The 23,181-nt window shown below is 58.8% G+C and carries 30 protein-coding genes; 21 read left to right on the top strand and 9 right to left on the bottom strand.

Features of this window, described 5'->3' with window-relative positions; all coding sequences use genetic code 11:
- Positions 1-12: 12 nt before the first annotated feature.
- The 19 genes from BSP239C_RS15845 to BSP239C_RS15755 all read left to right on the top strand — a co-directional run bounded on the left by BSP239C_RS15845 (position 13) and on the right by BSP239C_RS15755 (position 14,166).
- Positions 13-465 (top strand): hypothetical protein, encoded by a 453-nt coding sequence (locus tag BSP239C_RS15845; RefSeq protein ID WP_145997475.1) that lies wholly within the window; start codon positions 13-15, stop codon positions 463-465.
- Positions 466-476: 11 nt separating this feature from the next.
- Positions 477-1,406 (top strand): phage major capsid protein, encoded by a 930-nt coding sequence (locus tag BSP239C_RS15840; RefSeq protein ID WP_101574328.1) that lies wholly within the window; start codon positions 477-479, stop codon positions 1,404-1,406.
- Positions 1,407-1,508: 102 nt separating this feature from the next.
- Positions 1,509-1,985 carry a hypothetical protein gene (locus tag BSP239C_RS15835; protein ID WP_101574327.1) on the top strand — a complete coding sequence of 159 codons (477 nt, stop codon included), beginning with the start codon at positions 1,509-1,511 and terminating at the stop codon, positions 1,983-1,985.
- On the top strand, positions 1,973-2,320 hold the full coding sequence (locus BSP239C_RS15830) for a hypothetical protein (RefSeq protein WP_101574326.1): 348 nt from the start codon (positions 1,973-1,975) through the stop codon (positions 2,318-2,320). The genes BSP239C_RS15835 and BSP239C_RS15830 overlap by 13 nt, the downstream gene beginning before the upstream one ends.
- On the top strand, positions 2,317-2,559 hold the full coding sequence (locus tag BSP239C_RS15825) for a hypothetical protein (protein ID WP_101574325.1): 243 nt from the start codon (positions 2,317-2,319) through the stop codon (positions 2,557-2,559). Before BSP239C_RS15830 ends, BSP239C_RS15825 begins: the two co-directional genes overlap by 4 nt.
- A 1-nt stretch (position 2,560) precedes the next feature.
- Positions 2,561-2,959 carry a hypothetical protein gene (locus BSP239C_RS15820; RefSeq protein WP_145997474.1) on the top strand — a complete coding sequence of 133 codons (399 nt, stop codon included), beginning with the start codon at positions 2,561-2,563 and terminating at the stop codon, positions 2,957-2,959.
- Between the two features lie 24 nt (positions 2,960-2,983).
- Positions 2,984-3,589, top strand: coding sequence for a phage tail protein (locus BSP239C_RS15815; protein WP_101574323.1), 606 nt, complete (start codon positions 2,984-2,986; stop codon positions 3,587-3,589).
- Positions 3,590-3,647: 58 nt separating this feature from the next.
- Entirely contained in the window at positions 3,648-3,962 is a 315-nt protein-coding gene (locus BSP239C_RS15810; protein WP_101574322.1) for a collagen-like protein, read from the top strand.
- Positions 3,963-4,034: 72 nt separating this feature from the next.
- Positions 4,035-4,343, top strand: a complete 309-nt coding sequence (locus BSP239C_RS15805) for a hypothetical protein (protein ID WP_101574321.1) — start codon at positions 4,035-4,037, stop codon at positions 4,341-4,343.
- Positions 4,344-4,450: 107 nt separating this feature from the next.
- Positions 4,451-4,726 carry a hypothetical protein gene (locus BSP239C_RS15800; protein ID WP_145997473.1) on the top strand — a complete coding sequence of 92 codons (276 nt, stop codon included), beginning with the start codon at positions 4,451-4,453 and terminating at the stop codon, positions 4,724-4,726.
- Positions 4,727-4,768: 42 nt separating this feature from the next.
- Positions 4,769-8,440 (top strand): tape measure protein, encoded by a 3,672-nt coding sequence (locus BSP239C_RS15795; RefSeq protein ID WP_101574319.1) that lies wholly within the window; start codon positions 4,769-4,771, stop codon positions 8,438-8,440.
- 189 nt (positions 8,441-8,629) lie between these two features.
- Complete coding sequence (locus tag BSP239C_RS15790; RefSeq protein ID WP_145997472.1) at positions 8,630-9,334, top strand: hypothetical protein; 705 nt, start codon at positions 8,630-8,632, stop codon at positions 9,332-9,334.
- Between the two features lie 10 nt (positions 9,335-9,344).
- On the top strand, positions 9,345-10,457 hold the full coding sequence (locus tag BSP239C_RS15785; RefSeq protein WP_180959065.1) for a siphovirus ReqiPepy6 Gp37-like family protein: 1,113 nt from the start codon (positions 9,345-9,347) through the stop codon (positions 10,455-10,457).
- A gap of 11 nt (positions 10,458-10,468) precedes the next feature.
- Positions 10,469-11,524 carry a hypothetical protein gene (locus BSP239C_RS15780; protein WP_145997471.1) on the top strand — a complete coding sequence of 352 codons (1,056 nt, stop codon included), beginning with the start codon at positions 10,469-10,471 and terminating at the stop codon, positions 11,522-11,524.
- Complete coding sequence (locus tag BSP239C_RS15775) at positions 11,521-11,928, top strand: hypothetical protein (protein WP_145997470.1); 408 nt, start codon at positions 11,521-11,523, stop codon at positions 11,926-11,928. Before BSP239C_RS15780 ends, BSP239C_RS15775 begins: the two co-directional genes overlap by 4 nt.
- A 2-nt stretch (positions 11,929-11,930) precedes the next feature.
- Positions 11,931-12,233: a hypothetical protein gene (locus BSP239C_RS15770; protein ID WP_101574314.1), complete on the top strand. Its 303-nt coding sequence runs from the start codon at positions 11,931-11,933 to the stop codon at positions 12,231-12,233.
- An 83-nt stretch (positions 12,234-12,316) separates the two neighbouring features.
- Entirely contained in the window at positions 12,317-13,207 is an 891-nt protein-coding gene (locus BSP239C_RS15765; RefSeq protein ID WP_101574313.1) for an N-acetylmuramoyl-L-alanine amidase, read from the top strand.
- A gap of 119 nt (positions 13,208-13,326) precedes the next feature.
- Positions 13,327-13,683, top strand: a complete 357-nt coding sequence (locus BSP239C_RS15760) for a hypothetical protein (protein ID WP_101574312.1) — start codon at positions 13,327-13,329, stop codon at positions 13,681-13,683.
- 9 nt (positions 13,684-13,692) lie between these two features.
- Positions 13,693-14,166: a hypothetical protein gene (locus BSP239C_RS15755; protein ID WP_101574311.1), complete on the top strand. Its 474-nt coding sequence runs from the start codon at positions 13,693-13,695 to the stop codon at positions 14,164-14,166.
- 46 nt (positions 14,167-14,212) lie between these two features.
- On the opposite strand, the gene BSP239C_RS15750 is transcribed toward BSP239C_RS15755, so the two are convergent.
- The 7 genes from BSP239C_RS15750 to BSP239C_RS15720 all read right to left on the bottom strand — a co-directional run bounded on the left by BSP239C_RS15750 (position 14,213) and on the right by BSP239C_RS15720 (position 17,149).
- Positions 14,213-14,494 (bottom strand): hypothetical protein, encoded by a 282-nt coding sequence (locus BSP239C_RS15750; RefSeq protein ID WP_101574310.1) that lies wholly within the window; start codon positions 14,492-14,494, stop codon positions 14,213-14,215.
- A 124-nt stretch (positions 14,495-14,618) separates the two neighbouring features.
- Positions 14,619-14,906 carry a hypothetical protein gene (locus BSP239C_RS15745; RefSeq protein WP_101574309.1) on the bottom strand — a complete coding sequence of 96 codons (288 nt, stop codon included), beginning with the start codon at positions 14,904-14,906 and terminating at the stop codon, positions 14,619-14,621.
- Between the two features lie 81 nt (positions 14,907-14,987).
- Complete coding sequence (locus tag BSP239C_RS15740; RefSeq protein WP_101574308.1) at positions 14,988-15,266, bottom strand: hypothetical protein; 279 nt, start codon at positions 15,264-15,266, stop codon at positions 14,988-14,990.
- A gap of 79 nt (positions 15,267-15,345) precedes the next feature.
- Complete coding sequence (locus tag BSP239C_RS15735; RefSeq protein WP_101574307.1) at positions 15,346-15,684, bottom strand: hypothetical protein; 339 nt, start codon at positions 15,682-15,684, stop codon at positions 15,346-15,348.
- Positions 15,681-16,034 carry a hypothetical protein gene (locus BSP239C_RS15730; RefSeq protein WP_101574306.1) on the bottom strand — a complete coding sequence of 118 codons (354 nt, stop codon included), beginning with the start codon at positions 16,032-16,034 and terminating at the stop codon, positions 15,681-15,683. Before BSP239C_RS15730 ends, BSP239C_RS15735 begins: the two co-directional genes overlap by 4 nt.
- 50 nt (positions 16,035-16,084) lie before the next feature.
- Positions 16,085-16,375, bottom strand: coding sequence for a hypothetical protein (locus BSP239C_RS15725; RefSeq protein ID WP_101574305.1), 291 nt, complete (start codon positions 16,373-16,375; stop codon positions 16,085-16,087).
- A gap of 381 nt (positions 16,376-16,756) precedes the next feature.
- Positions 16,757-17,149: a hypothetical protein gene (locus tag BSP239C_RS15720; RefSeq protein ID WP_101574304.1), complete on the bottom strand. Its 393-nt coding sequence runs from the start codon at positions 17,147-17,149 to the stop codon at positions 16,757-16,759.
- Between the two features lie 523 nt (positions 17,150-17,672).
- On the opposite strand from BSP239C_RS15720, the gene BSP239C_RS15715 reads away from it, so the two are divergent.
- Positions 17,673-18,356, top strand: coding sequence for a hypothetical protein (locus BSP239C_RS15715; RefSeq protein WP_101574303.1), 684 nt, complete (start codon positions 17,673-17,675; stop codon positions 18,354-18,356).
- A 21-nt stretch (positions 18,357-18,377) separates the two neighbouring features.
- Here the strand turns inward: BSP239C_RS15715 and BSP239C_RS15710 are convergent, their stop codons facing one another.
- Both BSP239C_RS15710 and BSP239C_RS15705 read right to left on the bottom strand, forming a co-directional pair.
- A complete protein-coding gene (locus BSP239C_RS15710) occupies positions 18,378-20,393 on the bottom strand; it encodes an AarF/ABC1/UbiB kinase family protein (protein WP_257930245.1) in 2,016 nt (671 codons plus the stop codon).
- Between the two features lie 141 nt (positions 20,394-20,534).
- Positions 20,535-21,839: an MFS transporter gene (locus BSP239C_RS15705; protein ID WP_101574302.1), complete on the bottom strand. Its 1,305-nt coding sequence runs from the start codon at positions 21,837-21,839 to the stop codon at positions 20,535-20,537.
- Between the two features lie 17 nt (positions 21,840-21,856).
- On the opposite strand from BSP239C_RS15705, the gene BSP239C_RS15700 reads away from it, so the two are divergent.
- Positions 21,857-23,176, top strand: a complete 1,320-nt coding sequence (locus BSP239C_RS15700; protein WP_257930244.1) for a low temperature requirement protein A — start codon at positions 21,857-21,859, stop codon at positions 23,174-23,176.
- The last annotated feature ends 5 nt before the right edge of the window (positions 23,177-23,181 follow it).

Genomic DNA, 23,181 nt, shown 5'->3' with positions numbered 1-23,181 from the left:
AGGCGGATGGTCATGGACTATGAAGCGGAATACAACAAACTCAAGGATCAATTCGAATCGCTGAAGTCTGATTCGCGTAAGTGGGAGGACCGGAGCAAATCAAATTATGACGATTTGCAGAAGGCCCAAGCTGATCTTGCGGAAAGAGACAAGGCAATCGAAGCGGCAAACACTCGCCTCTCTGAGTTTGAGGCCGCTAACTCGGACATGAAAACGAAGCTTGACGCAATCGACACCGAAAAGGCGCACGCCGAACTCGTTGCCGAAGTTGCAAAGCGCACCGAAGTTGATGCCGCTGCATTGCGTGGCACAACGAAGGAAGAGCTTGAGGCTCACGCCGAAACGCTGAAGGCCGTTTTTGCACCGTCCGCGCCTGTCATTGAAGGACAGGCAAACACGCCGGGTGAACAGCCCGTAGACGAGTTGCGCGAATTCACGCGCGGCCTGTTCTCAACTGAAGACTAAGGAGACAAGCTATGTCCGTTCTCAAAACCGGAGACCTGAAACTCCCAACTCAGGTATTTGAACCGTGGGTGAAGCGCATTCACGACGGTTCCGCAATTTCGACCCTCTCAGGCTCGGTGCCGATGAAGTTCGGTAAGGGTGAGGCATTCAGTTTCGACATTGGCGAAGCTGAGTATGTCGGTGAGGGTCAGCAGAAGGGTGCGTCTGACGTTACTAAGACCTCGCAGACCTATGAGCCTTTCAAGTTCCACAAGACCGTCCGTTGGACTGAAGAGGTTCAGTGGGCCGACGAAGATCACCAGCTTGGCGTTGTGCAGGAAATTCTGAATCTCATTCAGCCTGCCCTCTCTCGCGCACTCGATTTCGGTGTGATCCACGGTGTCAACCCCGTTAGCGGTCAGACTGTCGCCGCTATGACTCAGAAGCTCGTCAACACTAAGAACACTGTTGAGTTTGACGCTGACGCGTCTATGGTCGGGGACGTTGTTGATGAGGCTACCGCGCTGGTCCTTGACGGTAGTGGTGTTCCTGACGGTATCGCTGTTGATCCCGCATTCGCGGCGGCTATCTCGCGCACGCGTCTTGTTGACGCGAACGGTAACCGGGCACAGAAGATGTACCCCGAATTCTCGTTCCGCAACTCGGCTTCTCAGTTCGACGGGCTGAGCGCAGCCACGGCTCGCACTGTCGGCGCGGGTGGGGTCATTGATCCCGCTTCGGGCCTGCTCTCGGTCGTTGGCGATTTCTCTGCCGTTCGCTGGGGAATTCAGAAGTCTATCGGCCTTGAGGTCATCAAATACGGTGACCCGGACGGCCAGGGAGACCTCAAGCGCAACAACGAAATCGCGTTCCGCGCTGAGGTCGTTTACGGCTGGGGCATTGCGGAACTGAACCGCAACTTCGCAAAGATCATCAAAGCGGCTGATACCCCGGAAGACTGACGCCGGGTGACCACACGTTCCCCGGCGAACAGACTTTCCCGACTATTAACTGATCGCGTGCCCCGGCCTTAGTGCCGGGGCCGGTCAGGGGAAGGGGTGTTTATGGCTGATGTTCAGCCGTTTCCGTTCGCCACTTTGGACGAATTGAAGGCCCGATGGCCGGACTTTCCGCTCGGCGCGGATGACTACGCAGAAACACTTTTGGAGGACGGGTCACAGTTCATTTTGGACGTGTGCCCGTCCGCCGTGAGCGCGTCTGAATCGTCGCGGCGGCGGGTGTTGTGTGCCGTTGTGAAGCGGCGCATGGACTCGGAACAGTCGGACCTTGCGGGGCTGGCGTCCTCATCGTTGACTACCGGACCGTTTGGTGAGTCTCGCACACCTGCGAATCCTGACGGTGACTTCTTCCTGAAGAAGTCTGAACGTCGCTCGCTGGGTGAGGGGCAGCAGAAGGCGTTCGGCGTGCAAATCGCAGACACAGGCGGGTTGGATCACCGGCCTTGGTGTTCGGTCACGTTCGGCGCGCGGTGCTCTTGCGGGGCCAATCTGACGCTTGAGGGGCCGCTATGGGAAGCATGAGGCACCGGGGCGGCGAGACTGTCACCCTGCATCCACTCATAGACGGTGCTGAGGACGCACACGGCAACCCCATTGAGGAATGGGGGCCGGATGTTGAGCGCAAAAAGTGCGCGATTGAACCGCGCGTGCATGAGGTCGATACCGAACTAGGCCGCTCTGCGGTTATCTACGGTTTCAACGTCTATGACACGTTCGATTCGCCCGTTGCCGAAAAGGACGAGATGACCGTTCGCGGTGTCCGCTGCAAGGTTGACGGCGAGATTGCGCGTTGGCTCAACCCGTTCACGGGTCAGCCGAAAGGCTCGGTCATCACTCTAAAGAGGGTGGACGGATGAGCCGAAAACTCAAACTCAACAACGCCGGGTTTCGTGCCTTGCGCACTGATCCCGCCGTGAAGCGTGACCTCATGAAACGCGCTCAGCGTGTAGCTGAGGCGGCGGGGGACGGGTTCGAAGCCCACGAATCGCCTAGCAAGAATCGTGCTCGCGCCACGGTCGGCGCACGAACCGCAAAGGCACGCCGCAAACAGTCGAAGGACAACGTTTTACAGCGTGCCTTGAATGCCGGGAGGTGACATGGAAACTCTCGTGTTCCCTGACGGCAAAGCCATGCTGATTGCGTGGCTGAAAGAGCACACCGGCCTCACAGTCGCGTCGATGGTCCCTAACCCGCGCCCTGACGAATTCGTAACAGTGCAGGACGCGGGATCGAACCGGATCGATCGGCATATCCGGGAAGTGTCCTACACGCTCAATTTCTGGGCGAAATCAACACCTCGCGCCTACGGCATGGGGTCTGTTGTCCTCGCCTATTTCGAGATTGCGGATGACCTCGGCGGGGTGCCTATGTATCGCCCCCGCGACTGGGGGCCACCTGTTGAGTTGCCGGACGAATCGGGTCAAGCCCGGTACACGGCGACGGTCTCATTTCGACTCAAATCAAGCCCCCTCAGCGGGGCTTTTTTCATGCCCTGACACGGGCGATTTAAGGAGTAAAAAATGGCTGGTGAAACAGCAAGCATGAACGTTTCGGTTGGTAAGCCGAATCTGAAGGTGTCGGGCGGTATTCTTCGCGCCCCCCTCGGCACCGAACGCCCAACAGACCCCGATTCGGCCCTTGAGGCATTTTACAAGTCTGCCGGGTACATCGGTGAGGACGGCGTTTCGGAGTCCTCGGAACGGTCCACAGAGGACATTCGCGCATGGGGCGGTATCAAGGTTCGCACCGTGCAGACCGAATACGGCACAACTCTGTCGTTCACTTTCATTGAGTCGCGCCGCGCTCTCGTGCTGAAGTCCGTCTTTGGCGAAGAGAACGTGACCGTTGACCCGAAGGGCTTTATCAAGGTCCGACGCAACGAAGCCCCTCTTGGCTCGGCTCAGTGGGTCGTTGACATGAAGGACGGTGACCGGGGCGCGCGCCGTCTCGATATTGGTAATGGTCAGATCACTGAAGTTGGTGACATTTCGTATGTCGATGGTGAGGCCATTTCCTATGAGGTCACCATGTCCTGTGACCCGGACGAGAACGGCGACACCCTCATTGAGTACGTCACTGATCCTGACTTTGAGGCCGGAGACGGTGACGACTCGGGGGAAGCCTGACGCCGGGAGACACAACGTTTCCCGGCACGAACACATTTTCTAAGGATGGTGAATAGTCATGGCATTTGAGCCTGACAAGTGGGCGGATGGTGAGGACGGCGGAACGCCGATTACCGCCGCTGAACTGAATCGCATTGAGGCCGCTGGGCTGGCTAAGGCCGCTAAGGGCGACAAGGGCGACAAGGGCGATACCGGCGCGGCTGGTAAGGACGGCGCAAAGGGCGATACCGGCGCAAAGGGTGAACCTGGCACGCCTGGTAAGGACGGCGCAAAGGGCGCACCTGGTGCCGATGGTGCTGACGGCTTCGGTACTGAAGAGCAGTACAACGACATTATTTCTCGTCTCGAAGCACTCGAACCACCGGACGCCTAACAGCGTCCACCTATGGCCGGGGGCATGATGCCCCCGGCCACCACCAAATTTTCTTGAAAGGACACACCACACATGACCACCTCCACACCAGCAAAGAAGACAATGGGACCGAAGCGCAAGGGCAAGAAACAGTACGCACAGGTCACATTCCCGTTTGAGGGATTCGAAGGCGATTTCACCCTGCCGAAGATCAGCACAATTCCCATTGGCATCCTGGCGGGGCTTGATGAGGGCGAAATGGCGAAGTTCGGTAAGTTCCTGGACGAGTACGCGCCGGGAACGTCTGAAGCCTTCCTTGACCTGGACAGCGACGAACTGGGCGACTTCATGAAGGCGTGGAGTGAGGCAGGTGGGGATAACACCCCAAAATCTTCCAACTGATTGAGCTAGTCAAAGAGCACCCTCATGCGCTGAACGCGGACCTTCTGACGATTGGTTATAGGGTCCGCGACCTCTACGTTTTCGAGTCCGGTCTGACGGTCGGGGACATGCTCGATTTCGTGGAGCACGCGCATGAGGGTATGGCGATTTATCGGGTTCTTAATCCCAATTGGGAATGGACTCTGACGAATCAGCTTTTGGCGGAACAGTTGGACGCTCAAATCTTGTGGCGTTGGATCGACGGCGGGAAAAAGGGCAAGAAGCCGAAGCCAATCCCGCGTCCTGGCGTCACTGAAACCGACACGAAGCAATATCAAGTGTCGGAAACGTCAACGATGGACGAAATTGACGAATGGCTTAGGGGTCGTGTGAAAACCGACTAACCACCACCTCAAATCAACGATCAGGAAAAGGGGTGGTGGTTTGTGGCGGCTGTAGAGCTTGCAAATGCCTATGTGTCTTTGGCCGTGTCCTCAAAGGGGCTAGGCAAAGACGTAATCAAACAGTTCGGCGGTGTTGATAAACAGGCCGAAAAGACGGGCCGGTCAGCCGGTTCGAAGCTCATGGCCGGTCTCGGCAAGGCCGCAAAACGAACCGCTGTCGGTGCTGGTATCGCGGCGGGTGCAGCGGTCGGCGCGGCTGTTGTCAGCGGGTTCAAGAATGCTGTTGCACGCGACAACTCAGAACGTGTCATGCAGGGGCTTTACGGTAACGCGAAGCTCGCCACGCAAACGCTCAGTGATCTTCGCAAGGTTGCCGGAAAGTCACCGATTGACTATGTGGCCTATACGAAGGCTGCTGAGTCGCTGGCATACGCCGGGATCAAGGGTAAGGACGCTACGGGCGTTCTAGAGAACGTCGGCAAGGCGATTGTTGCCGCTGGCGGTGACTCAACGAAGCTTGATCAGGCTATGGGCGGCGTGATGAAGGCCGTCAACAATGGCGGTATCGCCATGATGGATTCGCTGAGCATGATTTCTGAGTCTGGTGTGCCGATCTTGTCCGGTTTGGGCGAGAAGTTCGGTGTTACCACTGACGAGGTTAAGAAAATGGCCTCTCAGGGCAAGATCAGCATTGAGGACGTTATGAGCGTCCTACAGAACGGCACCGGGCAGACGTTCGAAGACATGATCAAGGCCGGTGAATCGGCTTCTGAGTCGTTCGGCAACCAATGGAAAATGGCGAAAGACCAGATTTCCAATGCAGTCGGTGACGTGCTGCTGCCTCTGCTGAAAAAGCTTGCACCTGCGATCAAGCCTATGGCTGACGCGCTGGTCGCGGGTATCTCTGACCTTCCCGGAATCTTTCAGACTATCGCTGACGCTGGCGGCAAGGTTTGGGACGTACTCAAAGACTGGGCACCGATGATTGGTGCTATCGCTGGCGCGTTCGTCGCATGGAACGCAGTGCTAGTGATTAGCAACGCCCTGTCGTGGGCAAAGTATCTGATCGAACAACGGTCTCTACTGCTCGGAGCGGCGCGTATCGCTATCACAAACGGTATGGCGGCGGCTCAGGCCGCGCTCAACGCAGTGATCACGGCTAACCCTATCGGCCTCATTGTGGCCGGTCTGGTGCTGCTTGTCGGTGGCCTCATCATGGCTTACAAGAAAATCGGTTGGTTCCGCGATTTCGTGGATGCCGTTTGGGCTGGGATCAAGGTTGCGGCTCAGGCCGTGGGCGATTGGTTCATGAACACGCTGTGGCCGGGAATCAAGGCCGCTGTGGACGGAATCGGGGCCGGGTTCACATGGCTGTATGAGAACGCTATTAAACCGGCGTGGGACGGAATCAAGACCGCGATAGACGTTGTTGTCGGTTGGTTCACTGGCACTGTCGCGCCGGGGGTCAAGTCCACGACTGACGGAATCGGTAGCGTTTTCACTTGGCTGTATGAGTACATCATTAAGCCGGTTTTCGACGGTATTGGCTTCGTGATCGGCCTTTGGTGGTCGGGCGTCAAATTCTACTTTGGTCTGGTTCAGGCAATTATCAACAATGTTTTGGTGCCTGCATTCCAATTTATTTGGACCACAGTATCTTTCGTATTCAAGCTAATCGGTCAAATCATAAAGCTGGCTTGGAACGGAATTATCAAGCCAATTTTCACCGCAATCGTGAATTTCATCGTGAATCGTCTCGTCGCGCAATTCAACTTCCTGAAGGCTGTTGTCCAACTCGTGTGGACGGCAATCAAGACGGCAATTGGTGCGGTTTGGGCTTGGCTGAAGGTCAACGTATTTCAGCCAATCATGAATTGGATTCAGGCCAAGATCGTTACCCCGTTCCAGGTGATGCAGAAGAAGGTCCGCTATGTGTGGGACTTGGTGAAACAGCTTCTATCGGCTGGGTGGACTTGGCTTAAACAGAACGTCTTTTCACCAATCATGGATTGGGTGCAGAAGCGCGTCGTGAAATCGTTCACGAATATGAAAAATCTCGTGAACGGGATTTGGAGCGGCGTAAAGAATCTGCTGCGTGACGGCTGGGGATACATAAAGGATAAAGTCTTTACCCCGCTGATGAATTTCATCACGAAGGACGTTCCGAACGCCTTCGAAAAGGGCAAAGATGCGATTGGCAAGGCTTGGGACAAGGTTAAGGAAGTAGCCAAAAAGCCTATCAAGTTCGTCATCGAGACGGTGATTAACAAGGGCATTATTGACAAGTTCCGTGACGTTGGTTCGTTCTTCAAGATGAAGGACAAAGACTTGCCTAAGCATGTGGCTCTGCCGAAGGGCTTTGACACGGGCGGTTACACCGGGCCGGGGCGGAAGTATCAGCCTGCCGGTGTTGTCCACGCTGACGAATACGTTCTGAGGAAACAGGCTCAGCGCAAGCTCACGCGGCGTTATGGGCGCGGCACGTTGGACCACATGAACCGTTTCGGCACTATCCCCGGTTATGCCGGTGGTGGTGAGGTTCCCGGCTATGCCGGGGGCGGCATGGTGTGGAACAACCTGTGGGGAATCATTAAAGAGAAGTTCCCGTGGGCGCGCCTCACATCGTCCTATCGTCCTGGTGCTCGCACGGCGTCGGGTAATGGTTCGTATCACGCTCAGGGTAAGGCTGTTGACCTTGCTGGCCGTGGCTCAATGAACATGGGCGACATGATGAAGATATTCAACTTCATTCATTCGAACTATGGTCAATCGTCTGAGCTTATTCACTCGCCTGCTGGTGGCCGTCAGATCAAAAACGGTAACCATTACACGTATGGCGAACCTGTTAAGGGAATGCACTATAACCACGTGCACTGGGCTAACAACAGCAAATTCGGTGGTCCTACTGCCGGTGCTGGTGGTGGCACGGATAACGGCGGCGGCGGAATCAGTCTCGATTTCCTGACGGGTGCTTTCACGAAGATGAAAGACAAGCTCACAGGGCAATTCGAGAAGTTCGGTCCTGCCGGTCAGGTCGTTAAGTCGGCGGCATCGTGGGGTATTGATCGCCCTATCGAATGGATCAAGGACAACCTGCACAAAGTGACCGGCCTTGTGTCTGATGCATGGTCGGGCGCAAAGGAAATGGTTGTCAATGGCACGGCTAAGGCGCAGGGCCGGGTCTGGGCGGCGAAGAATGGTGTGACTGGCGAAAGCTGGAAGGCTCTCGACTACATCATTTCTCGTGAGTCTGGCTGGAATCCGAAGGCTCAAAACCCGCGCTCAACTGCTGCGGGTCTGCCTCAGTTCATTGCAGCTAATCAGCGTCATTATGGCGTGTATCCGATCCGTCAACAGTCGGTTTGGAAACAGCTTGACGCGTTCATGAAGTACGTGAATGAGCGTTATGGCGGCGTCACGAAGGCGCGTGACTATTGGAAGTCGCATAACCACTATGACACGGGCGGAATGGTCACCCCGACGCTCTTTGATAAGGGCGGGGTGCTTCAGCCTGGTACTCAGTTGGTTTCGAACCGTACTCGTAAGCCTGAATACATTCTGCCGTCGCGTGTCACTGACGCGCTCATGGGCGGAAATGTTGTGGGCGGCAGTAGCGGTGAAGAGCACTTCCATTTCCACGGTCCTGACCCTGACGCGGCTATGCGTTCATATGAGGCGACTCGTCGCCGTAGAGACCTTTTGGAGGTGCGTTAATTGAGGTTCATCCCGAAAGTGTCTTTGCATGGCTCGGGTGAGGTCGTGGAACTGTCTAACGGTTCGCACGCTGATTTCACATTGATGCAGGGGTCTTCCGGTTTGGGGATGCGGCCACAGGAAATTAGTACTGTGGCCCTCCCCTCTGGGGGGTCGTTGGTTCAGCATCGTCGTGGGTCGGAACATGAGGTGCAGCTGCCGATCCTGTTGGGCGGTTCTGAGCGGAAGCGTTGGGATTTGCGGCGCAAGTTGGAACAGCTTGCGCGTGGTCAGGTTGAGATTCGTGTGACTCGTTCGAATGGTGTTTATCGGTCCCGGTTCGGGTTTTACAAATCGGGGCTTGAGGGCATGTATGGGGCGGGTGAGGATTCTCCGAATGGGCAGAAGCTTGTTTTGGAGTTCTTGTGTCCTGGTGAGTATTGGAACGGTGAGGAACAGGGGCCGGATTTCCGTTTGACGGGTCTGCGTAAGCGGTTCCTGTCGGAGCGCGCGGATGAGCCGGGCGGGTATGAATCCCCTTTTCTGCCTATCGTCCTCGCGTCCTCCACAGTTCAGGGTGAGTTCGAAATCAACATTGGTGGAGATGCACCCGCATATCCAACATGGATCGTGGACGGGCCGGGATCAGACCTGATTATTGAGAACGACAAGGGCCAATCAATCAAGGTTCTGACTGAAATCGAAGATCAGGTGACGATCACAACGAACCCGCTCAGGCAAGACATTACTTCCCCAATGAAACCTGACGGCGAACTGTGGGAGCACGTGCCCACAACGTCAGTGTTCTTCGGCCTTGAGCCGGGAACGCAGACAGTCAAAATGTCGATGGTCGGCGCGAAACCGAACAGTCTTGTTCGGTGCCTGTACCGCGAAAACTATTGGTCGGGGTGGTGATCGTATGCCTATGAGCGCGTTCATGTTCACTCATGACTATGTGAAGCGTGGTGTCCTGCCGGTTATTGGTGGTTCGTGCAAGCTGCGCCGTAATGGTGTTCACACGTTCAGTCTGACGGTGGACGGCGGTTCTGCCTTGTGGCAGAGGTTCGATAAGGATTGGCGAGTCACGATCCATGATGAGGGGGAACGCCTGTTGTCGGGCGTTCCCCTGAAGATCGTTGAAACCGCTGAGGGCGGCGTGGTCACGTCTGAACTGACGGGCGAGTCTGACATGACTTGGCTGAAAGACATGATTACTCTACCTGACCCGTCGAAGGCTGCAAACGATCAGGGCGGGGAAGCGTACTGGAATCGGAAGGGTGCGGCGGGTGTCCTCATTCGTGATCTTGTGAACGCGAATGTTGGCCCGTCTGCCCGTTCTGAGTATCGCCGCCCCCTGGTCATTGGGGACGTTGCAAACGGTCCTGACGGGACAATCAACAGTCGTTTCAAACCTGTGCTTGATGAGGTCGCGGTGCTCGCTGAAACAGCGGGGTTGACGGTTGACATTGTGCAGGATGACAACCTGAAACGTTCGGTTCTCACAGTCGTTGAGGGCCGCGACTTCGCGCGCCGCGTCCGCTTGTCACATGGCAACGGCGGCATTGAGTCGCATTCGTTCACTCTCGAAGCCCCCACGGTCACGTCCGTGCTTGTGGCCGGTCAGGGCGAGGGGTCGGAACGCACCCTGAAACTGTCTCACGGGAATGAGAATTCGTGGGGCTTCAGGTCGTTGCAGTTCCAAGACCGCCGTGACACTGATGACCAAAAGGAATTGGACGCGGCAGGCACAGACACCCTCACAGAAGGGCAGGAACGCGCCTCAGTGTCGTTGACAGTCAACGACACGCCTGGGCGCATGTTCGGGCGTGACTACTGGCTTGGAGACACGGTGACAGTGCAGCTGTCCACGGGCGTGAACATCACTGACACGGTGCAAATGGCTGAAGTGTCGTGGGACGAGAACGGACGCACCGTCAAAGTGCAGGTTGGCCCTACTGCTGAGGATGAAGACCAGCCCCGCGACGTGAAAGAAATCAACAAACTTTGGAAGGCCGTTCGCGGTCTTCAGACACGATGAAAGGGGCGGTTATGGCTGATGCAACACCAGAGAGCAACCTTGCTCTGATTGAGGAACTGCAAGAGCTTGTCTCGGCAGAATACGCGGTGCCAGAAGGTCCGGAATATTCCTACCCTGCCGTAGGGCAGGCCGTGGATGATGAAATGTGGAAGTTCATCACGCTTGCGCTCGGATCGGGGATTCTAGATGACGGCGGGTGGCCGTATTGGTTGCGCAAGCTCGGAACTGACTCTGAAACGAATCAAGCAAATCAGATGAAGCTCACTGTCGCAACGACAACTGAAACCGCTCAGGCGGTGCTTCAGGGGTTCTATCACCGGCTTCTGAAAGATATGCGCCTTGACTTCCCGATGCCACTGTCTGACACCACGTATTACGTGGTGTTGGAGCTTAACCCGCTGAAGGCGCGTGACCCTGAAGGGCCAATTTCGGTCAAGGTGTACCCGAACGAATTGAACACTGAATCAGGGCGTGAGCACTTGCTTCTGTGGACTGTGGGCCGAAAGCCGAATCAGCTTCTCACTGATGCGACGATTACGCGCTACCGTCCACGTGTTGCGCCCACAATCACGGTGACGAGAGTTGGTGACCTGCCGGACCCCGCTACGGTCCTTTATGGCACGGTCGCAGTCGTTTACGACGAAAAAGACATCGTGATTGCTCGGGGCGCGAATAACGCGGAAGGCGGGGCAACGCGCTGGGAATCTCTCAATGATCCCGAAGTCGTCTATATTCGTCCCGACTCTGGCGTGTATCAGTGGGTTGGTCATGGTGCCAAGCCGGGGGCCGTGAAGATTGGGCAAGTCGTTTATCTTGAGGGGCGTCTAAAGCGCGCCGGTAAGTACGAGGGGCAGAATTTTAACGCTGGCACAGAGTACAACGTTATGAATCTACCCGCTGAGCTTCGCCCGAAATCGGAACGTAGGTTCCTGGTGAAAAATAGCGGCCTAAACGCTGAGCACACCTCTACAGTCACGATCTATCAGGACGGGCGTGTGGTGGTCACGCCCGGATACGCGAATGCGTGGATACCGTTTGACGGTTGCACCTACACGTTGACGCGGTGACCATGAACCGCACATCTAGATTTTTGCGTGCGCTCGGGTCAGTGCTGTTTCTGGCGTCGGGCCTGTTCTACGTTCTCGCGCCGCCTCACACAACAACATCGTTCTTTGACACACCATTTCCCGCTATCGCGTGGGGTTCGGTGTTCGTGTTTGGCGGGTTCGTGTCTCTGCTCGGCGTCATCACGGGATACGTCCACGTTGAACGTTTCGGCGTCTTCGCAATCGTCGTTGCTGGTTCGTGTCTGTCGATCGGTCAGGCGTTAGTCATGTTCGACGTGCCGATTACGTGGACCCGTGGCGGTGGTCTACTCGTCTATGTTGCTTTCACTCTGTTCTCATTTGAACGTTGGTACAGGCTAGGGGCTGAAGAGCAAGCGATAAACGCTATTGCGGATGAGGGGTGAGCATGGATTCAGAAATCATGAAGCTCATCCTCGGCGGTGGTGGTGTTGCTCTGCTCGGCGCGCTCGGCAAGCTCGCCTATGACTGGATTCAGGGGCGGGTGATGAAAGAGGAATCTGCCGTTACGCAGTGGCAGGGAATCGCCCGGTCTCGGCTTGACGAGATACATAGGCAGAAGGCTCGCCTTGCGTGGTTCGAAGCGAATTACGCGCTTCTGTGGCTCGCCTATGAGCGTCTGCCACCAAAGGAAAAACAGTCGTTCCCGTTCTCGCCGCCGTTGCCGCCTGACGAGTTCGCAGACGAATAACACTTGACCCGCTACGGCGGGTTTTTTCAATTCAAGGGCACCTCTTCGGGGGTGCCCTTACTCATGCCCGGAAAGGGGTAAACATGGCACGAAATTACACATTCGAGTCGAAGAGCTCTTCCAACAGTTCGACGCGCTCGCACTACGGTTACGGCACGAAGCCCACAGGCATCACGATTCATCACTGGGGTAGCACGGGGCAGAAGTTCGCTAACGTCGTGGGTTGGCTTCGCGGGGCCGCTGGTGGCACCTCTAACCGCAACTCGTCGGCGCACTATGTGACTGAGGCCGGACGGGTCACTCAGCTTGTCGGTGATTCTCGCGCGTCGTGGCACGCCGGTTCGACTGCTGGTAACGGTTCGACTATCGGCATTGAGTGCCGTCCTGAAATGTCTGATGGTGATTGGGCGACTCTCGTTCAGCTCTGTGCCGATATTGAGGAAGAGCACGGTTCGATGAAGTATTTCAAGCATTCGGACTGGAAGAGCACCGCGTGCCCTGGCAAGTACGGAAGCCGAATCAAACAGCTTGTTAAGGACGTGAACGCGGAGCACGCCGCGCGTAAGAAGGGCGGCACAACTTCGCCTAAGCCCGGTGGAGGGTCTACGCCTGCCCCGTCGAAGCCGAAGCCTACGGGCAAGGTTCCCGGCAAGTCCTACGCGTTCCCTTATGAGAGTGGCGGCTACATTGGCCCTCGCTCGGGGCCGAACCGCTCGCATTCGGGCATTGGTGGACGCAAGACAAAGGGCGTTGCTGATTCGACGTGGAACAAGCGTTTTGTGAATCAGCTTGTGGCGCGCGGGTGGAACGCGAAGAAGGGCGGCACCTACCTCAAGTCGTTCGGCAATGACGGCAAGTACGGCGCGGAGCTTGAGGCACTGATTCGCGCGTTCCAAAGGGATCAGGGGTTGCCGGTTGACGGTCTCGCCGGTCGCGCCACATGGGACGCGGCGTTTAAGAATCCCGTTACCTGATGAAACCTACAGCGGCCCTTGTGGGGGCCGTGCTCGCGCTGGGACTGCCTGCCTACATGTTTGGGTGGGCGGTCCTGGTGTTGAGCCTCATTGACCTGTTTTCGATCTGAGAGGACAACATGAACACATCTACACAGGTACAGCACCCCAACAGGGCGTCGGTGCGTACTTTCATTCAGACGCTCATTCCCGCGCTGGTGCTGGTATTCGTCGCGGTGCCGCCGTTCGTTGACATTGTGCTTGACGAAGTGGGCAAAGCTGGCGTTGAACTTCCCGAATGGCTCTATTTGGCCCTAACGGGTGCGTCTGTGGCCTGTGCCCTGGTCGCGGCGATTGTCGCCCGTGTAATGGCGATTCCGGGCGTTGAGAAGGTGCTTGAGCGTTTCGGAGTGGGCACGACACCGAAGGCGAAGCGGCTTGCCGAAGCCGAAGCGGACGCAACGCCGGTTCCTGACGATTACAAGCCAAAGCACTAAGGAGCACTGATGGATTTTAGTTTTCTGCCAAGTGACGAGATTCAGGACATGATCGACTCGGCACAGGGCGAGTTGGCGCGGCGTCAGACTCAGGACGCGTTCAACGCTGAGCTTGCCGAACTTCAGGGCAAATATCGTGACGCGCTCGCCATTGAGCCTATCGAATGGCGGATGTGGGAAGCCCCCGAATATGCGCTAGACGCGCCGGGTTTAGGTGACACGGTAGAACACGAAAGTAAGTTCTACCGTTCACTGTTGGCGTGTAATCAGCTTGTGCCCGGTGAGGCCGGTTATCGGCAGGTCTCGCGTCAGGGCGTCCCGATCCCGTGGCTTGAGCCTTCTCGTGAGCATGACGGCTACGCGAAGGGTGAACGCGCCATTCGCGGCGGTGTCACCTATGAGTCTCTGTGTGACAAGAATATGCAGATGCCTCACCCTGATTCTGAGTATTGGGCACAGGTTGAAGTGTCCGACGAGGAATGAAAATTGCCCCCACTGCCTTGATTGGCGGTGGGGGCGTTTTCTCGTTTCAGGCGATTGTCTCGCCGTAGCTGATCCACTTCTCAAGGCGAACCTTGAGGCGGTCAAGCTGTTCAGCGGCCTTTGGGCTGGTCTTGGCCTCTTCGATCTTGGCGTTGATCTGGTCTGTCCAGAGCTTGCGGTGAGTTTCCCAGGGGTTCACGGTTCCCCAGAGTCCCACGGTGTTCATGGGGGTCAGGGTGAGGATCGCGGCAAGCGCGGCCTTCCATGTGTCCATGATGCCCTTTTCAGCGAATTCTGCGATTGCGCCGGGGGTGATGACCTTGTTCATTATTAAGTTTCCAATCTGTGTTGCTTGCCTTGCTTATGTCTCAATAGTACACCACTAAATAGGGGTGTAGCAAATCGAGAGGGAACACAGAAATGCCCCCGTCGTGATCGACGGGGGCTGAGGCTCAGAGGCCGATTTCCCTGAGCCTCGCGGAAGCTCGCCCGGCTGCTCGCACGGCACCTTCAAACGTTCGCGGCCCGGTCTGCCCTGCCTGAATTTTGCTCAGCTTCACGGCGGCTTTGGCTAAGTGCAAGAGGATCGGCTTCACGCGTTCCTCATCCTGTCTGCCGTCATGGACCGCGCCTGATGCGTCCTGCATAGCCTGTTCGACCTCGGCGCGGAGAATGTGGGGGCGCTCAAAGTCGATGAAGGCAGCTAGGGCGACTGCTAGACGGGTGCTGGTGTGGTTCATGGTGGTTCCTTTCGGATCGGCTGGGCGTGTGCCCTGCTCGGGGTGCCGGGGGCTGTTCGCCCCCGGCTGGGGTGGTGCTGGTCAGGCTGGGGAAAGCTCTGAAATGCAGGTGGTGACTTCGCCGCTACTGAGGCGAACATCTGCCATGCCCTCAAGCTCGCCCGTATGAATGAGTGTCACGGTGCCGGGGTAGCCGCTCTTGAGTACAGCTGAACCGACGACTATCGGGGCGACCGAGTAGCCGCATTCGCAGCGGCTCAGGTCTGTGTTAGCGGGGGCGGAAGTCGCGTAGCCCACGCCGATTGGGGATGGGGTGCCGCACTTTTTGCAGATGTAGCCGGTGCTGATTTCGGTGTTCATGGTGGTTCCTTTCGGTGTGGCGGTGCGTTGCGCCCCGCTCATACCCATGACTATACACCACTATTTAGGGGTGCGCAAATCACTCGAACGCGTAGCGAATCGTTACGCGGTCAGCCACCGAACCGGCCACCGCGTGATAGAACGATGACGGCAAATCAGGATCACCGGGCACCGACTCACCCCATGAGGGTAGCTCAATCTCACCCGCGCTCAGGAACGACTCACGTACGCTCTTGGCCCTGCCCTCTAGGTTCTCAATCGCACGGGCTGTTTTCGGCGTCACAGGGGTCGTTCCGCCTGCCTGACGGCGCACCCCACGTAAGTCCATGCTGCCAATCTCGGAAAGCTGATTCAGACTCAGCCCTAGCGCAGTGGTGCGCGCCCTCATCTCGGCGGCGGTCATCTGTCGATCGTTCATTGTTCGTCCTTCCTTGAGTTGATATGAATGAGTGTCTGCACGGCCTCATTCGTTTGAGAGACCGCACGCGACAGGGCGAGAACCTGCCGTGACGTGTGCTGAATGCGCCGCTCTGGTGCCTGTGGCTTTGCGGTCGTGATCGTGCGCTCATGCGCCTTATAGAGAACGTCGGCGTAATCGAGTTCAATCGCAGCCTGCTCGCCGTCCGCCCCGCCGATACCTACAGCGAATGTTCGCGCCTTGGCGAGTGCGGTGTGAACGCCGACCGTGGCGTCACGGTCGATCTTCGGGGCCGCGACTGCCGCGTCAACGGCGTTCACGATTGCGGCGGCGTGGTCTTGTGCGTTCATGGTCTCCCTTCGGTGGCCGGGGCCGAAGCCCCGGCGCGGGTGATGGTGGGCTACTTCTGTTCTTCGATGACCCCGGCGATTTCAATCACGCGAACCGAGTTCCCGTGCTTGCGCCACGGTGCGCCGCTCTTCAGTGAGATAAGCTCACGAATCCCTGAGTCGCCGTCGCGCTCAATGAACGGGCGCAAGAGGTAGACCGCGCCGCGCGCGCCGTGCAGGTAGGTGTCTGTGGTTTCCCTGCCGTCGTTGAATGTGTGCGTCATGCGCTCAACGCTGAATGTGGTCCCGCGTAGTTCGACTGTGCCGTGGTCGGTGGTAGTGGTGTTGGTGACCTTGAGCATTTCGTATTCCTTTCGGTTTGGCGGTGCTTGAGTGCCCCGCTCATGAGTACAACTATACGCCACTATTTAGGGGTGCGCAACACGGCAAGGGCCGGGGGCATCACGCCCCCGGCACGGGGTGTTGGGGTCAGGCAGGGGTCACTATGTAGCGGCTTCGCCCTGACGGGCTACTGTCCACCTGAGACACGATGGACTCAACGCATTGAACGGCGCGCCGTGCGTCGCGGACTCGCATTGCATTCGAGAGGTCTAGGCGGTCTGTCTGCCCGTTCTCGCGGACGTTGCGAAGCTGGGCGTTTAGTTCTGCGGTGGTAAGTGGTGACATGTCATATTCCTTTCGGGGTGGCCGGGGCTTGCGCCCCGGCTCACGGGTTGGGTTGGTCAGTTCTTCATTGCCTTGATGATCGCCTCACGGTAGGTGAATCGAACCTCTAGTGGCGTGTTTTCGTAAATGTCCTCAAGCTTCGCGTCTAGCCCGTGACGCTCTGTGAGCACCTGGCAAATCGTGGCGTATGCCAGTCGCTCTTCTGGCTTCTTGTCGGCCTGTGGCGTCTGGTCCATGAACTTGAGCGCGGCCAAAAGGATCGGCGTTGACTGGGCGGCGGTGCGGTCGTTGAGCTTCTGCCGTGCGTTTGACTTACCGCAACGGGGGCAAAGTCCCTGCTCTGCGCCGTCGATGGTGTGTGTCATGTGCCCGTTGTCGCGGCAATAGTTGGTGTCGCCCTGCGTGACGGTCTCGCCGTTGAGTGCTGGTGTCCTGAGTGCGTAGTTCATGGTGATTCCCTTTCGGATCGGCTGGGCGGTGCGCCCTGCTCGTGACACTCACTCTACACCACTAATTAGGGGTGCGCAACACTGACAGGGCGTTGACAAACCATTGACAAACGCCTGCCCTGAGACACCCTGAGAAATGAGACTCAGCGGGTCGGTAATGAGCGTAGATGCAGGTCAAGCGGCTTATATCGCCTATGGCGTCTGGGAATGTCTGGGCCGTGTTTCGCTCTTGTAAAGCGAAGGTCATCGGTTCGAGTCCGATGGGGGGCTCCACTTGACCGGGTCAGACAGTGAACTGTCTGACCCGGTTCTTTTGCGCCATCTTGCGGGCCAGGGTGCGGCAGACACTGTCAGAGCCGGCGTCGAAGCATCGTCGCGAGGAATTGTGGCAGATCCGCTACACAGTGTGCTGTGATCGTCACCTGCTTCCGGGGTCGCCGACTATAGAGTCTTTCCTTGTCAGGGCCAATGAGTCGTCAATCGCACAGCTCATGCAGCGCCCATCATTTCGAAAGGGACACCGATGAACTGCACCGGACGACACTCAGCCCGATTCCTCACTCAGTCTTCAGCCCTGGCCGTTGCCGCCGTACTGGCATTGTCGGCCTGTGGCACTGACGACTCGGCCGCGGATGAAGCCCCCAGCGATGCAGCGCCCGGTCAAGGACAGGAAGAAGCTCTCGAAGCAGGAGAGGAAGCAGAGCAGACGCCGGAGGAGACAGCGGAGTCGGACAGCGCTGAGGGTGCCAGCGACAAGGCTGAGGGCGCTGAGGTCAAGGTTGGTGCGGAGTTCACCGATAAGGAGACCGGAGACGTTGTCACTGTCGTGTCTGCGGTCCGCGATAACCCCACTGAGTACTACGAAGCGACCGACAACCCAGATGGGGAAATGGTCTATATCGAAGTGAAGGTCGTGCCGGGGAAGAGCTATGGCGGCACCATCAGCGCTGCGGACTTCTACCTCGACAGTGCAGGCGAAGAGGCCAACTACGCGTCGAGCGCGAAAGACGAACTCGAAGAGGCAGGTTATGAGTACTTCGACCGCGCGCCACGCCGCGATGGAGACCACACGGGCTACATTCCGATCTACGTGAGTGAAACCGCAGACGAGCTCAAGGGGTCCTACATTCGTCCAGAGGCCAAGGTGCTCGGAGAGGACAAGAAGATACCGGAATTCACATCTGAGTTCGGAGTCCCCGCCTCCTAGGCTGTGAGACCGCGAGCGGTTCTAACCGTCGACACCGCGTTTGAACACGAGCATGAGTGAGCGCATGCTCAGGACGAAGCCGCCGAAGAGGAGGACGAAGCCGAAGAACGCGTAGAGGTGGATGCCCTCGGTGAGCAGAGGCCCCTCTTCGCTGGTGATGAGCATGATCGATCCGAGCACGGCGGCTCCGGCCAGGACAGCGACGATGAGCTGTTGGAACAGGCTGGTGAGGAACCGCCTATCGGAGGTGTTTTCGAGCACTCGCATGTTCATCGAGAAGCGCCCCTGCTCAAGGTCCTCGGTGATCTTGTTGATCCGCCGAGGCATGCGGTCGATCATCGGCAGGATCTGCATAGCACGTCGCTGCAATTCCTCGGTGATCTTCGTGGACTTCAGCTTGCTGCGCATGAGCCGGTTGCCCTCGTCGCGGGCGACGGCGACGACGTCGAAGCTCGGATCAATGACGAGGAGCGCACCCTCGACGGATGCCAGAGCCCGGAAGGCCGCGCTGATCGGGGCCGGGACGGAGAACCGGTGGGCCAGGACCAGGTTGAACAGATCGTCGAAGAGCTTCTGCCCGTTATAGGAGTGATTCCCGCCGCCGTAGCGGGTGAGCAGCTCACCGACCGCACGTTCCACGGCCCGATCATCGAGGCTCTCCGGTCGCCCGAGCAGTTCGATGAGGGAGTCCGTGGCTCCGGCGCTGTCGTTCTGGTCGATGGAGTAGAGCATGAGTCCCAGGGCCGTCTGCGTTCCGGGGTCGAGTCGGCCGACCGCACCGAAGTCCAGCAGCCCCAGGCCGCCGTCGGGCATGATGAAGATGTTGCCGGAGTGCAGGTCCGCGTGGAAGACGCCATCGGTGATGATCTGTTCGAGTGTCGCGCCGAGAAGTGTGGTGGCTAGGGCCTTGCGCTCCTTGTCTGACAGCTCGGCGAGGATCTTGCCCGCCGAGGACACCGGGCGCCCCGGGAGTCTGTCCATGATGAGGAGGCGTTCGCTCGAGAGCTCCGGATAGCCGTGGGGCACTGTTACGGAGAACTTGCCTGAGCGTCTCAGGGTGTCCTCGATGGTGCGCATATTGCCGAGTTCGATCCGATAGTCCAGCTCCTCCTCAAGAGAAGCGGCGAACCCTTTGGCCAGATTCTCGATACCCAAGTCCTGACCCCACACTGTTGTCTTGTTCAGCCAGCTGGCCAGACGCAGGATGATGTCGAGGTCCTGATTGACTTGGGTGAGAGCCTTCGGCCGCTGAACCTTGACGATGACATCGGTGCCGTCGAGGAGGGTGGCCTCATGGACCTGTGCCACGGAGGCCGCGGCCAGCGGTGTTGCGTCGATGCGGGAGAACACTTCGTTCAGAGGCCTGCCCATGCGCTCGACGATCGCCGGTTCGATGACCGACCATGATTCGGGGGAGACCTGCGATTGCAGCATCTCCAGCTCGTGGACGTAGGCGGGCGGCAGCACATCGCGACGCGTCGAGAGCATCTGGCCGAGCTTGACGAAGGTGACACCAGCCTCGGACAGTGAGTTCTTCAGTGCGCGGGCCGTCTTCGCCTCACGTCCCGGGGCCGCACCGCGACCGAAGCCGCGGATCTGTGAACCCAGGCCGTGACGGACGGCGATGGAGACGACCTCGGCGTAGCGTCGACCGCGTCGCCTGCGTGCCTTCCACCCGAAGAACAGGGACTGCGGGCCGGGCACCGATCCTGTCGGGAAGGCGGCCTCGATGACGACGAGAGCGCCGACTCCCAGCGCGAAGATCCACCCGGTGGCCAGGAGCAGGAGCATGAGTGCGACCCCTGGGGCCACATCGAGTCCGTTTGGGTTCTGTCCCGTTCCGGCGCGGTAGAGGTACTGCACGGTCAGCGCCATGACGGCGCTCATCACCAGGCCCACTCCGATGGTCCGCGGCCACCCTGTCGGGACGCCGACGACGCGTCGCACAACGGTCGCAGCCAGCCAGGATTGGAGGAAGAGGAACAACAGGGCGGCAATGCTCAGCAGCACGAAGGTTCCGAAATCGAGGGCGGCCATGTCCACCCCTCCTTCCAAGTGTCCAAATGTTCCCAGTGCCTGGGACCGTTCATCACCAGCCTAAACGGTGTGCTCGTGTTCGACCGGTGTGCTCGTGTTCGAAGGGCACAGATCGGTAGGCGCAGATCGGCGTGGCCGCGATCAACGGCGACGTCGGCTGGGCAGGCCGATCTTCTGGGACCAGATGAGCGCCCACACCGCACCGAGTACGGCGAAGAGTCCCGGGAAGAGGATCCCGACCCGCAGCGAGGCGACGGTGATGACTAAGGAGATGAGGGTCGGGCCCGCCAGTTTGCCGCCGTTGGAGAAGATCGCCCAGATCCCTAAGAAGCGGGCGCGTCCGATCGCCGGTGACAGATCTGCACCGATCGTCATGTTCACACCAGCTCCCAGCCCGTTGCCCAATGCCATGACCGAGGCCGCAGTGATCATTCCGACCAGGTCCGGACGCAGCACCATGACGATGAAGCCGGAGCCGAAGATCGTCAGACAGGCCACCAACGTCGCCGTCCGGCCAAGGTGATCCTTGATGTAGGCACCAAGGAACATGAAGCCCAGCTCGAGTCCGGCACCGAAGGCGATGAGCAGGGAGATCGAGGATTCGTGCATCCCGATCTCAACACCCCACAGCTGGATCACCACGGGCTGAGCCGACCGGGCCACGGTGAGGGCGATGATCGAGATCCCGATGAGGACCACGGCCTTCCACCTCACCTCCAGCGGAGGACGAGGGGGCTTGCGTGCGCTCGGTCGGGCCACCTCGGCGAGGGTGGGATCCATCGACGAACCGGTGCCCGAGGGCTCGCTGCCCCTCGAGCCGGTGCCCGAGGACCTGCCGGCCGACGAACCGGAACCGGCGTTCCCGCGGTCCGAGTAGCCGGGGATGTGGGCGATGGGCAGGGCCATGACGAGCATGGCGGCCATGGACGCGGCACCGGCGAAGACGAAGACCGACCACAGCGGGAAGACGAGCATGAGGCCGGCGCCGACGATGGGTCCGATGAGGTTGCCCACCCGCTGCGTGCCGCCCAGCGCGGTCATCGCCTTGGCCAGGTCCTTCGCCGGCATCACCTCGGCGACGACGGCCTGCCTGGCCAGGTTCCACACATCGGCGACCGGGGCGAAGAGCATGAGCGCGATCGTGTAGACGATCAGGGAGGCCGAGGAATCCCAGATGAATGCCGCGACGATGCCGGCGAGGACGATGATCGCTGTGATCGTGGCCACGAGCATCGCCCGGAAATCGCCGAGGCGGTCGATGAGGATTCCCGCTGGCACCGTTGCCACCAGAGATACCGCACCCATGATGCCGACGACGGCGGCAGCATACGAGGAACTCGACCCCAGGTCGAGCGCGCCGAGGACCACGATCGGAAGAATCGAGCCCAAACCCACGGCGAAGAGGAGTGAGGGCGCGAGGATCGGCCACAGGATCGGTTTGAGCACCTGACCAGTCTAGACGTGTGAGATGGCAGGGGTGGTTGCTGTCCGGCGTCTACACTGTCCCCAGCGAAAGTCCTCGGCCTCGTCCCGACTACGCTCCCAATCCCGCCCAACTCAGCCCCTATGCGAAAGTGATCGACATGACCAGTGCGGCGGCGCTTCCGTCCAGATTCCGTCTCGTCCCGATGCGGCCCCGTGACCCCGGTGAAGAAGGCCGTGCAGCGAGTTCGCTCGAACTCTTCTTCGACCTCGTGTTCGTTATCGCGGTGTCCATCGCCGCGTCTCACCTGCATGACACGGTCACGGCCGGCCACCTCGGCGAGGGCCTGGCTAAGTATCTGATGATCTTCTTCGCGATCTGGTGGGCGTGGATGAATTTCACGTGGTTCGCGACCTCGTTCGACACCGACGACTGGCTCTACCGGGTGATGACGATCGTGCAGATGGGCGGCGTGCTCATTCTGGCGGCGGGCATCGGGCCGGTCTTCGCCGACGAGAACTTCCTCATCCTGATCATCGGCTACATCCTCATGCGAGTGGTCATGATTGCGCAGTGGCTGCGGGCTTCACTGCATGCGGGTCGTGCCCGTCGCGCGACCGTTATCTACGCGTGCGGAATCGGCATCGTGCAGGTGCTGTGGGTGGCCTGGATGATCATCGACGATCGCATGATGTCGACGCTGGTCTTTCTCATTCTCGTCCTCGCTGAGGTTGCCATCCCCGTCATCGCGGAAGCGCGGGGAACGACGCCCTGGCATCCGGAGCACATCACCGAACGCTATGGCTGCTTCACGATCATCGTCCTCGGCGAATCCATGCTGGCCTCGGCGAACGCGGTCTTCGGGGCCTTCGAGGACAGTGAGGACATCGTCTCACTGGTGTCTCTGGGCGTGCTCAGCCTCATCGTCACCGCGGCCATGTGGTGGATCTACTTCTGGCCGCCTCACCACCGGGCCATCGGCGGTCTCGGCGGTTCGCTGGCCTACGGCTACGGCCACTACGCCATCTTTGCCGCTGCCGGAGCATTCTCCGCTGGCGTCGGCATCGAGGTCGACTCGCAGTTGGGCAACAGTGCCATCGATCCGGACCTCGCCACCTTCATGGTGTCTGTGCCGATCGCGGTCTTCGTCCTCGGCGTGTGGATGCTGGCGATCAGGCCCAGCGCCGGTGGGGTCGTGAATGCGATCGTGCCGATCTGTGCGGTCCTCGTGCTGTGCGATCCGCTCATCCCGATCCCGACGTTCCTCACGACCTTCTTCATGGTCATCATCGTCATCACGCTCGTCGGGGCGTCGCCCAAGGGGGACAAATCATCCACCGGCGCCGAGGTGAGGGCGTGAGTCCG

Source organism: Brevibacterium sp. 239c (assembly GCF_900169365.1).
Taxonomy (GTDB): domain Bacteria; phylum Actinomycetota; class Actinomycetes; order Actinomycetales; family Brevibacteriaceae; genus Brevibacterium.
This window is presented reverse-complemented; position numbering and strand designations above follow the sequence as displayed.